Below are 15,572 nucleotides of genomic sequence, written 5' to 3' on the forward strand. Positions count from 1 at the left end.
ATTATTCAAGGAAATGCACCTTATTTAACCTTCGATGGCGGTCAAACTCGAGTTAATAATACCAACTATTTATTAAGTATCAGTTTATCTGATGGAAGAAAATATACAGCCAATAATAATTCGTCAATCAAACCAATAATTTTGCCAAATCTGGGTGAAACATTAGCTAATGTTAATATGTATATTCCGATTGATAATGATTCGATCGCATTAAATTCAGTGATAGGTTCGCCGTATAATTTTTGGGGAGATGATGATGGTGATGGTCTTCTGGGTATTTCAGCAACAGGTAATTTAAGTTTAACTATCACTGATAAGGATAACCAAACAGTATCACGTAATGCAGCTTTGGATATCTGTAGAGCACCATATAAACTAACATTAATTAGTACCAGTGGTGAATTAACAACCCAATATGGTGTTCCTAATCGGAGTCTTTTTACGGGTAGTCATGCGACGTATTACATTAATCCTAAGATAGAACCAAAAATTTGTTTTGTCAGACCACAATTAGCTTATGGTTCAAATACCGAAATTAGTGGTATTGATTTTCGTGGTCCATCTTCAATGTGGAACATTAATAAAGGTTTTATTCCTCAGTCTACAACATTATCATCTTATGCTATGAATTTTCCTAGCACAGGAATGAATAAATTGTATTTTGAGTTAGATATAGGTGGGGCTAGACCTTTAAGATGGGATGAGGTTGAACATGAGGGGATTAAAGCTGAGATAACACCTGATTCTACGGGTTCACGAGTTACTGTGACATTAACGGGACCAGCCGCTAAAGATTCACAATTTAACTCAAATACACCAGGACGAGTTGCCAAACCTGTACTACCACAAACGTTTGAGTTAGTAGGTAGAGATAGCAACGGGAATGTGGTGGTTAAATATGGTTTTCAATTAAAACAGTGGTATGTTAATCGTGGTGATCATAACTATTACACTTATGATAGTACCTTATCCTGGTGTAACAATATAGGCTACCGGCTTCCTCATGTTAAAGATTTAACTAATTCGATTTGTGCTGGACCATGGAGCAGCCCTTCTTGTCAGAGTTCGGTTGGCGCTACTCCACCGTCAAACGGTAATAATTATCAACGTATAATCGCTGCAGGATTCTTCTCTGAGTGGGGTTATATGGACTATTATAATGGTAATCAACAAGACAATCATAACTACTGGACGATTGATCCTTCAAATATGGGAGGGTATTTTTCCGTTCACTCAAATAATGGTCATATCAATTCGCATTCCAGCGATATACTACTCCGAGGTCTTTGTACTGTACCTTAGTTTTGGTCAAAAAAGAACTATAGAAATAATCACTAATAATTAGTTAAACAACAGTAACAATATGAAAAACTGATGTGACAGTTAATTTGAGATGGTTAATATTTAAGAAAAGGTTTTAACGTTAAAAATTTGAACAATTCGTTTTTTTAGCTATCATTTTGTTAAAATTAGTCCTCAATAAAAAAATGCCCATTAAGTTATATTTATCTATTAGAGTGAAAGTTGAAATCTATATAACTTGCAATTGTTCTACGCTAAAATAGCGTCTTTATTTTTATCGTATATTAAGGAATCAACCTAATGACAACTGAATTGACAACGCTTGATAAGATTAAACGGCAAATTGCTGAAAATCCAATTCTACTGTATATGAAAGGGTCGCCAAAATTACCAAGTTGTGGTTTTTCTGCTCAAGCGGTGCAGGTGTTATCGCAATGTGGTGTGCCGTTTGCGTATGTTGATATTTTACAAAATCCGGATATTCGTGCTGAATTGCCAAAATTTGCTAATTGGCCAACCTTTCCACAACTTTGGGTTGAAGGCGAGTTGATTGGTGGTTGTGATATTATGCTTGAGATGTTCCAAACTGGTGAATTACAAACATTAATTAAAGAGACAGCTGAAAAGCATAAATCATAATTGATGATGCAAAAAAAGAGAGCATTCAAGCTCTCTTTTTTATTTCTTGATATGGAATTTTACTATTCTTCATTTTCCGACTCATCAACCGCTAATGGCCAACCTCCTAATCGTCTAAAACGATTCACGATTTCACAAAATAGAATCGCGGTTTTTTCGGTGTCATATAAAGCGCTATGAGCTTGTTTATGATCGAAAGGAATTTGCGCTGCTTCACAGGCTTTGGCAAGCACGGTTTGACCAAATACTAATCCACAAAGTGAAGCAGTATCAAAAGTGGCAAAAGGGTGAAAAGGATTACGTTTAATCCCCGCTCGCTCTGATGCAGCCATTAAAAAACGGTGATCGAAATGGGCATTATGGGCAACAATCACCGCTCGGGTACACTCATTTTCTTTAATGCCTGTTCTAACCACTTTGAATATTGCTTCTAATGCGACTTTTTCATCAACGGCATCACGTAAAGGGTTATCAGGGTCAATGCCGTTAAAGGCTAAAGCGGTTGGCTCTAAAATGGCGTTTTCAAAAGGATTGACGTTAAATTGTAAGGTTTGATCCGGCAATAAAAAACCATCGTCATCCATTTTTAAAGTGATGGCGGCAATTTCTAAGATTGCATTTTGCTGGGGATCGAAACCTGAAGTTTCAATATCAATAACGACTGGATAAAATCCACGAAAACGTTCACATAATTTAGCGTTCGGCACAATAGTTGTCTTATTTTTACGAGAATTAATGATATTATGCCAGTTTTTAGCTATTTCGACTAGAATCAATTTAAAACATTAAACATAGATTAAATCCGTTATCAATAAATTATTGACGGTCAATTGAACTCAATTTTTGTCGTGATTGATTAATCTCTCTAATCCATTGATTGTTAAGTTTTTTAGCATGTTTAGGTAAATGCTTTAAGCGGTGATTGATAATTTGTAAAACTTGATTTGCTTTATTAATCTCATTCCAATCAATCAGTGTTTGCAAATAGTAAGAGATAGCTTCAAAGCTTGGATAGTAATCAATAAGTGCTTCAAACTCCTCTTTGGCTTGCTCAATTTGATTGAGCGAAACCAGAATTTTAGTGTAAAGTAGATGGCCTTCATCCGAATAGTAGTTAGGGTTGGTTTCGCGAAGGTAGTCGAGCATTTCTTTAGCTTTGCTAAATTGTTTATCTTGATATAACGCATTAGCATATTGCAACAAGATATCTGGTGCGGTTTTATAGATCCCTGATAAAGCTTGTTGATAATAGGCTAGGGCCTCATTAGCACGATTATTGTCGACTAGCGCTTTTGCTAAGCGAATCTGGGCATCGACGGTTGGTGATAAGTCATAATTATTCTGCGCTTCACGTAGTTCACGTTGTGGGTCGATGGCTTTTCGTAACAATGATTCAATTTCATAACCAGTGCGGGTTGCCCGAATATCAGGTAAGTAGCAAACAAAAAAATAAGCAAGACACCCAACAACAGGAAACATAAATAAAAGGTATATCCAATAACGATCTTGGTTGTTTTTTATCGCATGAATCGCAAAAAATACCGCAAAAAGCGTACTTAAACCAATTCCCAAAATAGGCACAATAATTCTCTTTTTAATCAATGTTATTTTTTAAAGATGCGACAATTTATCATGTAATTAGGTTAAAATGAATTTTAAATTGTAAGCAAGTTGATTTTTGATGTTTTATTAACCATTATATTGTTTAATCACAATATATTATTCGTATCGCGGAATAGTAGTTGAGGTTATATGTCAATGAGGTACAATGGTTTGATTATTGAGAAGCTCATATTTACCCAATATGGTAGATGATACTCTCAATATTGAAGGAATTTAACTATAGTAAAAAATAGAAAATTTCAGGAAGCTGGTATTTGTACTGATGAAAAACTCGGCAAACGTCTAAGTACTTTAGTGGATAAGATGTTAACTAAGTAAAATAGTAAAACCACTAGAGTGAAATTAACCTCCATCGCCGAAGCTAGACAAAAAACAGCTATGAGCCAATAAGAGTTTGTTAACTTACTCGGTATATCTAAAAAAACGATATAAGGCTGGAGACAAGGAAGGCGGTAAACCATAGCGGTCAGCAAAATTGTTGATTAAAATTTGCAGATACTCATCCTGAAGTACTTCGGAAAATCACTAACAATGATACTCAATTCGCATAGAGGTTGTTATGCATCAATTAGAACTTCAACAGATCATCAATAATGAATTACAAGTGTCGCGATATCGTGACTATGCACCGAATGGCTTACAAGTCCAAGGTCGATCAGAAATTAAGAAAATTGTTACTGGGGTAACGGCTTGTCAATTGTTGTTAGATAAAGCGGTCGAACTTTGTGCCGATGCGGTGTTGGTTCATCATGGTTATTTTTGGAAGAACGAGCCTGAAACTATCACAGGCATTAAATATAATCGAATGAAGACTTTACTCAGTCACGATATTAATTTATATAGTTACCATCTTCCATTAGATGGTCACCCAGTATTGGGCAATAATGTGTTACTTGGGAATATGTTTGATATTACGGTTGATGCGCGTGATGATATTACCGATTTACTTTTTAAAGGGACACTCAATAGTCCTTTAACTGCGCTTGAATTTAAACAACAACTTGAACAAAAACTTCATGATGGCCGTCGTTCTGTTTTATTTTGTGGAGATAATGCCCCCACAGTGATTAACCGAGTTGCATGGTGTAGTGGCGGGGGACAGGATTATATTGAATCGGCCGCCCAGCTAGGTGTCGATGCGTTTTTTACTGGTGAAGTATCTGAACGCACAATTCATATCGCACGAGAATATGGCATTAATTTTTATGCCGCCGGTCATCATGCAACTGAACGTTATGGCATTAAAAAATTAGGTGAATGGTTAGCTAGCCAGTATGACTTACAAATTATTTTTGTGGATATTGATAATCCTGCATAACAAAAGTTGAATTTAAATAAGAAATATCGCATACTTATTCGCAGTTTTTTTAATCTTTAAGTTGTTTTACTATCAATAATATGAGAGGTCACTTTATGTTTACAGGAAGTTTGGTCGCACTTGTTACCCCAATGGATACGAAAGGAAATGTCGACCATGTAAGCTTAAAAAAATTGGTCGAATATCATATTGCAAACGGCACATCTGCCATTGTATCTGTGGGAACTACTGGCGAATCAGCAACGCTCGATCATAATGAACATATTGATGTTATTAAGCGCACTATCGATTATGCAGAAGGTCGAATCGATATTATTGCTGGTACCGGTTCAAATGCCACTAAAGAGGCAATTGAATTGACGCGTCAAGTTGAAAATATTGGTGTGGTTGGCTGTTTAACCGTAGCGCCTTATTATAATAAACCAACTCAGGAAGGTTTATACCAACATTTCAAAGCTATTGCCGAAAGCTCGCCATTACCACAAATTATTTATAATGTTCCTGGTCGTACATGTAGCGACATTAAACCTGAAACGGTAGGACGATTAGCTAAAATTAAAAATATTATTGCATTAAAAGATGCAACAGGCGATCTATCTCGCGTTTATAAGACACGTAAATTAGTTGGCGATGACTTTAAGTTATTAAGTGGAGATGATGCAACTTTCTTAGACTTTATTATTTTAGGTGGTGACGGTGTTATTTCGGTCACAGCTAATGTAGCGGCAAAACAAGTCGCAACTGTTTGTGAATTGGCGTTTAACAACCAAATCCAACAAGCAAGAAATTTGAACGATTCTCTAATGGCACTACATACCCATTTATTTATAGAGCCTAATCCAACGCCAGCTAAATGGGCGTGTACTCGCTTAGGTTTAATGGCTAATGGTACTATCCGTTTACCGCTAGTGCAATTAAGTGACGCATCTATCCCAGTGGTTGAGCAAGCATTGAAAGATGCTAAATTACTTTAATATTGACTATAACCTTAATTAAAAAGCAGAAATCTATGTTGAATAAAACTGAATTGAAAAGCAAAACCTTAAAGAAAATAGCTGTTTTATCGGTTATTACTTCTATGTTTGTTGTTGGATGTAGTAACGATCAACGTTATAAACGCGAGGTTGATAGCAATGAAGATTATCTCAATGCACCCGCTTTAAAATCGTTAATTATTCCTAAAGGCGTTTCCGTACCACAAGAGGTGGGTGAATATTATGTTATTAATAATAATGTTGAAGGTGCCGTTGGTAAACAGTTGGATATTCGTCCACCAGAATTAACTATCTCTACTATTCCAGATGCTTTTGTAGTTTATAAAAATGGTACGGTCAACTTTAATGTGCCTGTCAGTTATGGCATTTGGAATAATATCCCGAATACTTTAAACAAACAGAATATTCAGATAAGTTCAAGCGATAGTACAACTATTAAAATCAATGGTGCGATTATTACTCGTAAAGATGAACAACAACCGGTCAATGCATCTTTTGTTTTGACACGCCAAATGCATGGCAGTGCTGAAACAATCACTATTGTGTTAAGTGCATTAACACGCGGTGGTGAAAATCTTATGTCACAACCAATTGAAGTCCAGCGTTATGTGGTTGGGTTATTTAATCACATAATGAATGATGTCGCTCCTGAATCGCTATGGACTGTGCCGGTTAAAGACAGTACAGATGAAAATAAAAAAGATGATTAATGATTAAATCCATATCGATCTGAAATAAAACCTTAAAGGTAAAGTCAGTAAACGTCGGTAGGTTAATGATTGAATAATCTTTCATTTAAACGAATTAAAACGGAGCTGTTATTTAGTCTATTTTAACCTAATAGCGGATTAATTTTAGGTATCTTAGCTTAGGATTGAAATAGCAAGGTAACAAAACTAGATTTGACATTAAGGGGCGTATAGCTCCTTAATTATTTATTGGTAAATTGATATAAGGTTATAAACATGAAAAAGTTGGCTGAGCTTTATCGTGGTAAAGCAAAAACTGTTTACACCACTGACAATCCTGATCTATTGATTCTTGAGTTTCGTAATGATACCTCGGCATTTGATGGACTGCGCATTGAACAGTTAGATCGTAAGGGAATGGTAAATAATAAGTTTAACTATTTTATTATGACTAAGTTGCGTGAAGCAGGCATTCCAACACAAGTTGAAGCCTTATTATCAGACAATGAAGTACTAGTAAAAAAACTTGAAATGGTGCCGGTTGAATGTGTAGTGCGTAACCGTGCTGCGGGTTCATTAGTTAAACGTTTAGGGGTTGAAGAAGGTAAAATACTCAATCCAGCAACCTTTGAACTCTTCTTAAAAAATGATGCTTTACATGACCCAATGGTTAATGAGTCACACTGTAAAGCCTTTGGTTGGGCAACTGATGAACAGTTAGCTACCATGAAGGCACTAAGCTTTAAAATCAATAGCGTTTTAACCGAGCTATTTGATAAAGCCGGATTAATTCTAGTTGACTATAAATTAGAGTTTGGTCTATTTAAGGGTGAAATCACCTTAGGTGATGAGTTTTCACCAGATGGTTGCCGCTTGTGGGAAAAACAAACCTTGAAAAAAATGGATAAAGATCGTTTCCGTCAAGGTTTAGGTGGCGTGATTGAGGCTTATGAAGAGGTTGCTAAACGTATTGGTGTTCCGCTTTAATGTTTGCCCAATTTGACATCTCTTTCTTTCTTTTATTAGGTTTAGCTGCACTGTGTTATATCACGCATAATAACACAGTGACTTTTGCTGTATTGTTACTGTTGTTATTTAAATTAACGCCCCTAGCAAGTTATTTTCCATTTTTAAATCAATATGGTTTAACCATTGGTATTGTGATCTTAACGGCGGCAATGATGGTGCCATTGGCTGATGGTTCATTAAATATCACCGATATTTTAAAATCATTCACTACTTGGCAATCACTGTTGGCTATTTTAGTTGGGATTTTAGTTTCTTGGCTTGGAACACGCGGTGTATCATTAATTGGTGCTCATCCAACCATAATAAATGGCTTAATTATTGGCACGTTGATTGGTGTGGCTTTTTTCAAAGGGATACCTGTCGGTCCATTAATTGCAGCGGGGATTTTGTCGTTATTGATTGGAAAAAGTTAATCAATGACTAATTGCACCAGAAAGCTTTGGGTGTTAAATGGTTCGTGTACTCAGCTATTTAATCAAATTAATCCCATTATTCAACAATATCCGGGGGATTGGCTGGCGATTACCTCGCAAGTCAATTTGCCCGAAGCAATTAGAAATCACATTCAACCCAGTCAAAGCAAATCATTACTTGGACAAGAGTTTAAGCATGCTATCTTTGATGCCACTGAAAGTTTTAATCTAGAGGCTTTTGCGATGTTAGTAGGTACCTTAGTTAAAGGTAGCGTGCTAATTTTATTTTTACCGATTGATTTTTCTCATTGGATTGACCAAGATAGTTTGCGCTGGAATGAATCCACTACGCCAATTGCTGTGCCCAATTTTGTCTGTCATCTGCAACAAACTTTGTCGGAATTTGCCACAGAAAAACCAACAATGTTTACCCCATTGAATGATACACAAAGCGATCTAACCCAACAGCAGTCGGTGTTGACCCAATTATTACAAAGCAATAGTCACTTAAATTTAGTTATAGCTAAACGTGGACGGGGGAAATCAGCCTTAGCAGGTCTGTTTACTCATCACCATGATTGCTGGGTAACTGCACCAAATAAAAATGCTTTAACAACTTTTTATCGCTTTGCTAAATCAAGCTCGCTGTTTTATGCCCCTGATCAATTAATTGCAATGAACGATTATGCATTTCCTCAATGGTTAATTATTGATGAAGCGGCGATGATTCCATTGCCAATGTTAGAACAACTAATGCAAATAGCATTAGCTAAACAAACTAAAATTTTGTTAACCACTACTGTCGAAGGTTATGAAGGAACAGGCCAAGGTTTTTTATTAAAATTATTGGATAAGCATATCGTGAAGCGATTTTATCTAAGTTCACCTATTCGCTGGCAAGAAAATGATCAGCTCGAACAACTATGCGATAAATTACTACTTAATGGTATAATAGATGAAGATATAAAATCGCGAACTAATGAGCATACTATTAGCTATTCGCTTACAGAAAGAGATGATATAGACACACTAAAATCAGTCTATTATTTATTAAAAATAGCGCATTATCAAACAACATTAGTGGATTTAAGACGATTATTTGATGCAGAGAACTTATTGGTTTGGCAAGCGAAAAGGGCTGATCAACTAATTGCTGCGGCTATTACAATTGATGAAGGTGGTTTGTCAGAAGAATTAATTGATGCTGTATGGAAAGGCTTACGCCGACCTAAAGGTAATCTTGTTGCACAATCATTGGTTGCACATGCTGGCGATAAATTAGCGGCTAAATTAAAATCGGTCAGAATTAACCGTATTGCAGTTATTGAACCTTATCGACGTCAACAAATTGCTAAACAGTTGGTAGCGCAAATCTATCAACAGGCAAAGAAACAGAATAATGATTTTGTCTCAGTGAGTTTTGCTTACAATGATGCAAATTATCAGTTTTGGCGTATTTGTGGTTTTACTTTAGTACATATTGCTAGCCATAAACAAGCCAGTTCAGGTAGCTATTCGATGATAATGATTAAGCCTATTTCCAAGCAAGGTCATGAACTAACTCAACGTTTAGCGCAAAATTTAATGAGAAATGGCTATTGGCTTAATGGCATTATTGATTTGCCAATTAGCCAGTTAGTATCCGTTGATGAGCAGCAAGCATTAACGCCGCAAGATTACCAAGACTTGCAAGGATTTTGTAATTACCATCGACCATTTGAAGCTTCGTATCCTTCACTTTGTCGTTTACTGAAAGATAACGAAAATAATAGTAAAATGCCAATGCCATTATTAGCTGCATTATTGCAAAACAAAAATAGTGAACGGTCATTGATTAAACAATATCAATTAACTGGTAGGAACGAACTGCAGCTAGCCATCAAACAAGAGGTAAAAAGGTGGCTTAAAAATTATCAAACAGTATGCCAAATTGATTAATTTCGATTATAAAGAAAGTAAAAAGAAAGTAAGTTGCTGTCTGATTTAATTAATGGTTAAAATGACATCAATATTAAGTAAGAGGAACTCATTGTGACAACACCTAAGTTAGAACACCAATCACAACATCCACATTCCACCTCTGATAACAGCCAAAACCCTAAATCAAGTATAGATTACTTTATTAAAGGATGGTCTTTAGCTTTTAGTCCTGGCTTAAGACGTTTTGTGTTTTTACCATTATTAGCTAATATTGTTATTATGTCAGCACTATTTTATTGGTTTTTTGTATCGATTACTGGTCTGACTGATTGGGGATTATCATTTATACCGAGTTGGTTACATTGGTTAGGCTATATAATAAGTGGTATTGTGATTTTAACCTTAGTGATCTTATTTTGTTACTTCTTTAGCACCGTTGCTAACATTATCGCAGCTCCATTTAATGGTTTGCTTGCCGAACAGGTGGAAGCAAAATTAACTGGTGTTACGGTGCCGGATGTCTCTTTGATGAGTTTGATAAAAGACTTACCGCGGATATTTAAACGTGAACTACAAAAATTTGGTTATTACTTATTATGGGCTATCCCAATTTTGGTTAGTTATTTTATTCCTGTCTTAGGGCAATTGGTAACACCAATAGTGTGGTTTTTATTTACAGCATGGCAAATTAATATTCAATATGCTGATTATGTTTTTGATAATCATAAAATTCCTTTTAAACGTATGCGCCAGATATTAAAACATGATCGCTTGGATAATTTACTGTTTGGTATTTTAATCAGCTTTTTTACCATGGTACCATTATTAAATTTGATTATTATGCCGATAGCGGTTTGTGGCGCCACAGCGATGTGGGTTGATCGCTATTCAAATCAAACTATCTTTGCGAGAAATAATCATAATAATCAATAAACGGTAAATTATTTTTGCTGAGGACGACTTGGCCAATCGTCGTCCTCATCATCGTTATAAGGAATAGGTTTTATTCCTTTCTTTTTATCCAGATAGTGCTTATAGTTCAATTTATTCAGCGCTTTAATTGTGTTAATAAAGATACCCACTAAAATAATTAAAATTACCCACCAATAATCTTTAAGCCACTCCATTTAAATCCCCTTAAACGTTGATTTTAATAATTAGCATACAGTGTCTTTACAATTTACGCATCATTCATCACAATAAAATCGACCAACTAAGCAAGTAACAATCTTTCTAAGATATCGATATAGATAGCTTGTAATGTAACGACATCTTGACAATTCACATTCTCATTCACTTTGTGAATAGTTTTATTTAACACGCCAAATTCAATCACTTGACAACCTAATTTGGCAATAAACCGTCCGTCAGAAGTTCCTCCACTGGTAGATAATTTGCTATCAAGTTGAGTAAAGGTCTTAATGGCACTAGTGGCAGCATCAGTAAGTTCTCCTTGTGGGGTTAAAAACGGCTGACCAGATAATCGCCACTTCAACGTATAGTTTAAATTATGTTTTCGCAAAATCGCGTCGACTTTTGCTTTAATCATCTCATCCGTTAATTCACTACTATAACGAAAGTTAAACTGTACCGATAAATCACCGGGAACCACATTTTCGGCGCCGGTTCCACCATTAATATTAGCTATTTGCATGGTAGTCTGTGGAAAATACTCATTACCATTATCCCACACGGTGGTTACTAATTCATTTAAAGCTGGGGCAAATTTATGAACCGGATTATCAGCAAGATGGGGATAAGCGACATGGCCTTGAATACCATGCACCACGAGATTTGCAGTTAAGGAACCACGACGACCATTCTTGATCTGATCACCTAATACGCTATCGCTGGAAGGTTCGCCGACAATACAATAATCGATCTTTTCTTGGCGTTTAATTAGCAAATCGACCACTTTAATCGTACCGTCAGTCGCTTCAGCTTCTTCATCGGAGGTTAGTAAAAATGCTACTCGACCAGTATGATTAGGATATTTTTTGACAAACGACTCGGCGGCACAAACCATCGCCGCTACACCACTTTTCATATCCGCCGCACCACGACCATAAAGTACGCCATTTTCATCGATAGTCGGTTCAAAAGGTGGATAACTCCATTTACTTTCATCACCGGCTGGTACCACATCTGTATGACCAGCAAACATTAAAGTTTTACCGTTACCATGATAAGCCCACAGATTTTTTGTTTTACCAATATTCACCTCTTCAATTACAAAGCCTAACGGTTTTAGACGATCGATAATCATCTTTTGGCAGTTTTTATCATCGGGGCTTATGGATCTTTCAGCAATCAATGCTTTGGTTAATGCAATAACAGGTTCGGTCATAGTGCTCTCAATTTTATGGTTTATGATTAATAAATTGTGAATAGCTCTCATCAGAAAAACCTAAAAGAGCTCGCTTGCCATCAACAAGTAATGGACGCTTTAAAATCGATGGATTAGCTAACATAATTTTCATAGCGGCATCTTGATTATCAATTTGAAGGCGTATTGCCTCATCAAGTTTACGCCAAGTAGTACCGCGAGTATTTAACAAGCTTTGCCAATCAACAAGTTCTAATAAGCGACTTAACAACTCAGCCGACAACCCCTCAGTTTTGTAGTTATGAAATTGATAACTAATCTGCTGCTCATCAAGCCAAGTAAATGCTTTCTTCATGGTATTACAGTTTTTAATTCCATAAATAATATACATAACTATCTTCCTTAAAAATTGGAAAAATTGATTATAACAGCTAATTCTATAAGACAGCAATCGAAGGGCAAAATGATATTATTTACTTTTTAATGTTGAAGAATTATGTCTTTTTGTTGAAAAAAACATAATTAATAAATAATGATCTCTCAATACGTTAATGTATTGAGAGATATGGTGATATTTATAATTTTTCTCTTTTAATTAACAGACTTTGAGATAAAAATTGTCCAGTTTTAGTGGTACATAAACCACCTTGGCAAGTACAACGGAAATCTGAAGGTAGTTTTTGTCCTATATCGTACATTGAAGATATGGTTTCATCTAATGGAATAACAGGATTAAACCCCCACATTACCATATTTGCTGACAGTACGGCATTACCTATAGCGCTTACATTACGGCTAATGCATGGTATTTCTGTTAATCCTGCAACTGGATCGCAAATAAGGCCTAACATATTTTGTAAAGCCATCGACGCGGCTTGAAAAGCTTGCTCAGTTGTTCCACCAAGTAATTGAACAATCCCACCAGCAGCCATTGCACTAGCCGAACCATTTTCAGCTTGGCAGGCCGCAACCTCAGCCCCAAAAGAAGCGTTATTAGAAATAAATGATCCTATTAAGCCACTTGCAAGTAGTCCTTTTATAATATCCTCCTTTGGCAAGTTCAAATCTTCTCCTATTGTTATGATGCTGGCAGGTATAACACCACTCGATCCTGCAGTTGGAGCGGCAATAACTATATTATGGGCACAACTATTTTCCATAACAGAAATTGCCGCTAAAGTAGCATTGTTAAGTACACCTGTTGGTATTGCACTTGAATTTTTGAGAGACTGCTTCATTTCTTGTGCTTTATAAGGTAAAAAACCATACATAGGTGTTGTAGTCGGATCTGGTGGAATGGTTGATTGCTTCATTATATTATATGTATGTTCTGCAAGCTGCCATATTTCCTCTTTACTTGCTTTACTTATTGATAGTTCATAATCTAAAGCAATTTCCCACATCGGTTTTTTCGTGGTGTTACTGTATTGTAAAGCACCATCAGCATTTGAGAAAATAGCTTGAGGCTTAGATTGCATTTCAACAGGCATAATTACTGGAGCATGTTTTATCCATAAAATGTATTGTTGATTTTCTAAAGCTAACAGTTTTTCTTTGGTGGTTACATCAAAAGACGAAAGGCAAAAGAGTATTTGATTATTTTTTTCGGAACTAGTTATTGAAAGGTTATAAAGTTGTAATAATTCTGTCAATTTTATTGAGTATTCAGATTGGCAACAAATAAAAATTTGCTCTTGATTTCCATCAATAAAAACAGGAAAACTATTTAATTCAACAATTTCAAACATACCACCACCAGTTGAAAATGTTAAAACGGATAATTCTATTTCATCTTTTTCATTATAAACATTTATCAATGCTTCATTTGGATGCCTTGAAAAAAGTTTTTGTTTAGAAAACCAGATGTTTTTGTTCATTTTTTTTGCTATTTCAACTGAATCTTTAACTTTTGCGTTATCAGTTTTAAAACCAAGGAGCCCTCCAGTAAAACCAAAATTTGAACCTTGTCCAATATAAGTTTCTGGGTAGGATCCATTGGCATCAAATATGATATTTGCTTTATTAATTTCTCTTCCAAATAATAATCTTGTTTGTAATCCAATTCTTGCACAACCGGCAGAATGTGAGCTAGAAGGACCGCACATTATAGGTCCTAAAACATCATTAAAAATACTATGAACAATCATATAACCTCATTATTTACGATTTTTAATAAAATAGATTCGAATAAATTTAATTATCATAAGTATGACAATTGCTGAACCAACATAACCACTCATGATATATACCGCATTGATGATGACATCAAATGGTAAGGCTAGAGCTCCAAATAAAGAAATGAGAGCAACACCCCAGACAATACATTTATGTTTTTTTGTACCTTCTTCGGAAAATTTGATAGCGATAACATGCAGTAACGGAGTTGATATGGTGTAAATAGCGAAAAAGATTAATGCACCAAATGCAATACCTAAAGGGGCCCAAATTTGTTTAGCTAAAAATAAATTAATGATTTGTTTATTTGCAACTTGATCAATATTAGACGTGATTGCGTAAGAAGCGGTAATATCAAGAAAGGCGTATATGATCAAACCAATACTTTGACCAATTACCAGCGGTTTAATAGCAAATTTTGTTGCTAAATCAGCCGAAAATGCAGCTAAAAAAAGAACCATCAATCCAACTAAAGAAATTCCAGAAAGAAACCAATTATTTGCAACTTTCAAAAGATTAAATTCTCCAGATTCTATACGAGAAACATTTATATCAATATCATTACCATTCATTATTAAAGTTGCTATACTTACAATAATAACAAATGCCGTTAAGAATGGCATGATAATGCCCAATGATTTGAGGATTGATTTTAAACCGATTGAAACTGTTCCAGCAGTAATAATGGCGGTGATAATCGCCCCAATAATAATGGGTAAATCATACTGTTCATATAAAATTGACCCACCAGCAGCTATTTCAGCTATAAACATAGTAAAACAGAATAAAAGTGAAAACCATTCAATGGTTTTACCTATAAACGTTCCGCAAAAAAAAGTAAAAACATCAGTACCTTTACTACAACCACCATATTTACCAGCATAAATGAAGCCGAAATTTACTAAAATGATAACGAAACTAAATACCACTCCAACACCAATAGCATTATGTCCAAAAGGCACAAAAAATTGGATAGTTTCTTGACCGCTCATAAAACCACCGCCGATTAAATAACCAAGGCTAGATGCAACAAAAATATATACTTGGCTTAAAAATAGTTTATTCATATATTCACCTCAAAGGTATTTCAGAAAATAATTCACATCTGTGATGATCATAATTATAAAAAAATAGTCTATTTAT

The 15,572-nt window shown here is 35.3% G+C and carries 16 protein-coding genes; 9 read left to right on the forward strand and 7 right to left on the reverse strand.

The window, feature by feature from the left end:
- Nucleotides 1-141 precede the first annotated feature (141 nt).
- Together DKK70_RS06155 and DKK70_RS06160 are read left to right on the forward strand one after the other, a co-directional pair.
- Nucleotides 142-1,302, forward strand: coding sequence for a hypothetical protein (locus DKK70_RS06155; protein WP_146210851.1), 1,161 nt, complete (start codon nt 142-144; stop codon nt 1,300-1,302).
- 312 nt (nt 1,303-1,614) lie between these two features.
- The gene (locus DKK70_RS06160) at nt 1,615-1,941 is read left to right on the forward strand and encodes a Grx4 family monothiol glutaredoxin (protein WP_110433538.1); all 327 of its coding nucleotides are present in this window, start codon (nt 1,615-1,617) and stop codon (nt 1,939-1,941) included.
- Between the two features lie 62 nt (nt 1,942-2,003).
- On the opposite strand, the gene rnt is transcribed toward DKK70_RS06160, so the two are convergent.
- Both rnt and DKK70_RS06170 read right to left on the reverse strand, forming a co-directional pair.
- Nucleotides 2,004-2,651 (reverse strand): ribonuclease T, encoded by a 648-nt coding sequence (gene rnt, locus DKK70_RS06165; RefSeq protein ID WP_110433539.1) that lies wholly within the window; start codon nt 2,649-2,651, stop codon nt 2,004-2,006.
- A 106-nt stretch (nt 2,652-2,757) separates the two neighbouring features.
- Nucleotides 2,758-3,522, reverse strand: a complete 765-nt coding sequence (locus tag DKK70_RS06170) for a tetratricopeptide repeat protein (protein ID WP_110433199.1) — start codon at nt 3,520-3,522, stop codon at nt 2,758-2,760.
- Nucleotides 3,523-4,123: 601 nt separating this feature from the next.
- On the opposite strand from DKK70_RS06170, the gene DKK70_RS06175 reads away from it, so the two are divergent.
- From DKK70_RS06175 to cysZ, 7 genes are all read left to right on the forward strand, one after another.
- Complete coding sequence (locus tag DKK70_RS06175; RefSeq protein WP_110433200.1) at nt 4,124-4,882, forward strand: Nif3-like dinuclear metal center hexameric protein; 759 nt, start codon at nt 4,124-4,126, stop codon at nt 4,880-4,882.
- A gap of 95 nt (nt 4,883-4,977) precedes the next feature.
- On the forward strand, nt 4,978-5,856 hold the full coding sequence (gene dapA, locus DKK70_RS06180) for a 4-hydroxy-tetrahydrodipicolinate synthase (RefSeq protein ID WP_110433201.1): 879 nt from the start codon (nt 4,978-4,980) through the stop codon (nt 5,854-5,856).
- Between the two features lie 35 nt (nt 5,857-5,891).
- On the forward strand, nt 5,892-6,587 hold the full coding sequence (gene bamC, locus DKK70_RS06185) for an outer membrane protein assembly factor BamC (protein ID WP_110433202.1): 696 nt from the start codon (nt 5,892-5,894) through the stop codon (nt 6,585-6,587).
- Nucleotides 6,588-6,842: 255 nt separating this feature from the next.
- Entirely contained in the window at nt 6,843-7,553 is a 711-nt protein-coding gene (gene purC / locus DKK70_RS06190; RefSeq protein ID WP_110423153.1) for a phosphoribosylaminoimidazolesuccinocarboxamide synthase, read from the forward strand.
- Entirely contained in the window at nt 7,553-8,008 is a 456-nt protein-coding gene (locus tag DKK70_RS06195) for a DUF441 domain-containing protein (protein ID WP_110433203.1), read from the forward strand. The genes purC and DKK70_RS06195 overlap by 1 nt, the downstream gene beginning before the upstream one ends.
- A 3-nt stretch (nt 8,009-8,011) precedes the next feature.
- Nucleotides 8,012-9,946, forward strand: a complete 1,935-nt coding sequence (locus tag DKK70_RS06200) for a GNAT family N-acetyltransferase (protein ID WP_110433204.1) — start codon at nt 8,012-8,014, stop codon at nt 9,944-9,946.
- A gap of 93 nt (nt 9,947-10,039) precedes the next feature.
- Complete coding sequence (gene cysZ / locus DKK70_RS06205) at nt 10,040-10,861, forward strand: sulfate transporter CysZ (RefSeq protein ID WP_110433205.1); 822 nt, start codon at nt 10,040-10,042, stop codon at nt 10,859-10,861.
- A gap of 8 nt (nt 10,862-10,869) precedes the next feature.
- On the opposite strand, the gene DKK70_RS06210 is transcribed toward cysZ, so the two are convergent.
- The 5 genes from DKK70_RS06210 to DKK70_RS06230 all read right to left on the reverse strand — a co-directional run bounded on the left by DKK70_RS06210 (nt 10,870) and on the right by DKK70_RS06230 (nt 15,496).
- The gene (locus DKK70_RS06210; RefSeq protein ID WP_110423157.1) at nt 10,870-11,055 is read right to left on the reverse strand and encodes a YpfN family protein; all 186 of its coding nucleotides are present in this window, start codon (nt 11,053-11,055) and stop codon (nt 10,870-10,872) included.
- Nucleotides 11,056-11,141: 86 nt separating this feature from the next.
- The gene (dapE, locus tag DKK70_RS06215) at nt 11,142-12,275 is read right to left on the reverse strand and encodes a succinyl-diaminopimelate desuccinylase (RefSeq protein WP_110433540.1); all 1,134 of its coding nucleotides are present in this window, start codon (nt 12,273-12,275) and stop codon (nt 11,142-11,144) included.
- Nucleotides 12,276-12,288: 13 nt separating this feature from the next.
- Entirely contained in the window at nt 12,289-12,645 is a 357-nt protein-coding gene (locus DKK70_RS06220; protein ID WP_110433206.1) for an ArsC family reductase, read from the reverse strand.
- Between the two features lie 184 nt (nt 12,646-12,829).
- Nucleotides 12,830-14,401, reverse strand: a complete 1,572-nt coding sequence (locus DKK70_RS06225) for an L-serine ammonia-lyase, iron-sulfur-dependent, subunit alpha (protein WP_110433207.1) — start codon at nt 14,399-14,401, stop codon at nt 12,830-12,832.
- A gap of 9 nt (nt 14,402-14,410) precedes the next feature.
- Nucleotides 14,411-15,496, reverse strand: coding sequence for a hypothetical protein (locus tag DKK70_RS06230; RefSeq protein ID WP_110433208.1), 1,086 nt, complete (start codon nt 15,494-15,496; stop codon nt 14,411-14,413).
- Nucleotides 15,497-15,572: the final 76 nt, after the last annotated feature.

Source organism: Gilliamella apicola (assembly GCF_003202655.1).
In the GTDB taxonomy this organism is placed as follows: Bacteria; Pseudomonadota; Gammaproteobacteria; order Enterobacterales; family Orbaceae; genus Gilliamella; species Gilliamella apicola_R.

Bases quoted from the DNA above. Each gene is read 5' to 3' on its own strand.
- DKK70_RS06175 (WP_110433200.1), top strand. From the start codon at position 4,124: ATGCATCAATTAGAACTTCAACAGATCATCAATAATGAATTACAAGTG.
- dapA (WP_110433201.1), top strand. From the start codon at position 4,978: ATGTTTACAGGAAGTTTGGTCGCACTTGTTACCCCAATGGATACGAAA.
- bamC (WP_110433202.1), top strand. From the start codon at position 5,892: ATGTTGAATAAAACTGAATTGAAAAGCAAAACCTTAAAGAAAATAGCT.
- purC (WP_110423153.1), top strand. From the start codon at position 6,843: ATGAAAAAGTTGGCTGAGCTTTATCGTGGTAAAGCAAAAACTGTTTAC.
- DKK70_RS06195 (WP_110433203.1), top strand. From the start codon at position 7,553: ATGTTTGCCCAATTTGACATCTCTTTCTTTCTTTTATTAGGTTTAGCT.
- DKK70_RS06200 (WP_110433204.1), top strand. From the start codon at position 8,012: ATGACTAATTGCACCAGAAAGCTTTGGGTGTTAAATGGTTCGTGTACT.
- DKK70_RS06210 (WP_110423157.1), bottom strand. From the start codon at position 11,055: ATGGAGTGGCTTAAAGATTATTGGTGGGTAATTTTAATTATTTTAGTG.
- dapE (WP_110433540.1), bottom strand. From the start codon at position 12,275: ATGACCGAACCTGTTATTGCATTAACCAAAGCATTGATTGCTGAAAGA.
- DKK70_RS06220 (WP_110433206.1), bottom strand. From the start codon at position 12,645: ATGTATATTATTTATGGAATTAAAAACTGTAATACCATGAAGAAAGCA.
- DKK70_RS06225 (WP_110433207.1), bottom strand. From the start codon at position 14,401: ATGATTGTTCATAGTATTTTTAATGATGTTTTAGGACCTATAATGTGC.
- DKK70_RS06230 (WP_110433208.1), bottom strand. From the start codon at position 15,496: ATGAATAAACTATTTTTAAGCCAAGTATATATTTTTGTTGCATCTAGC.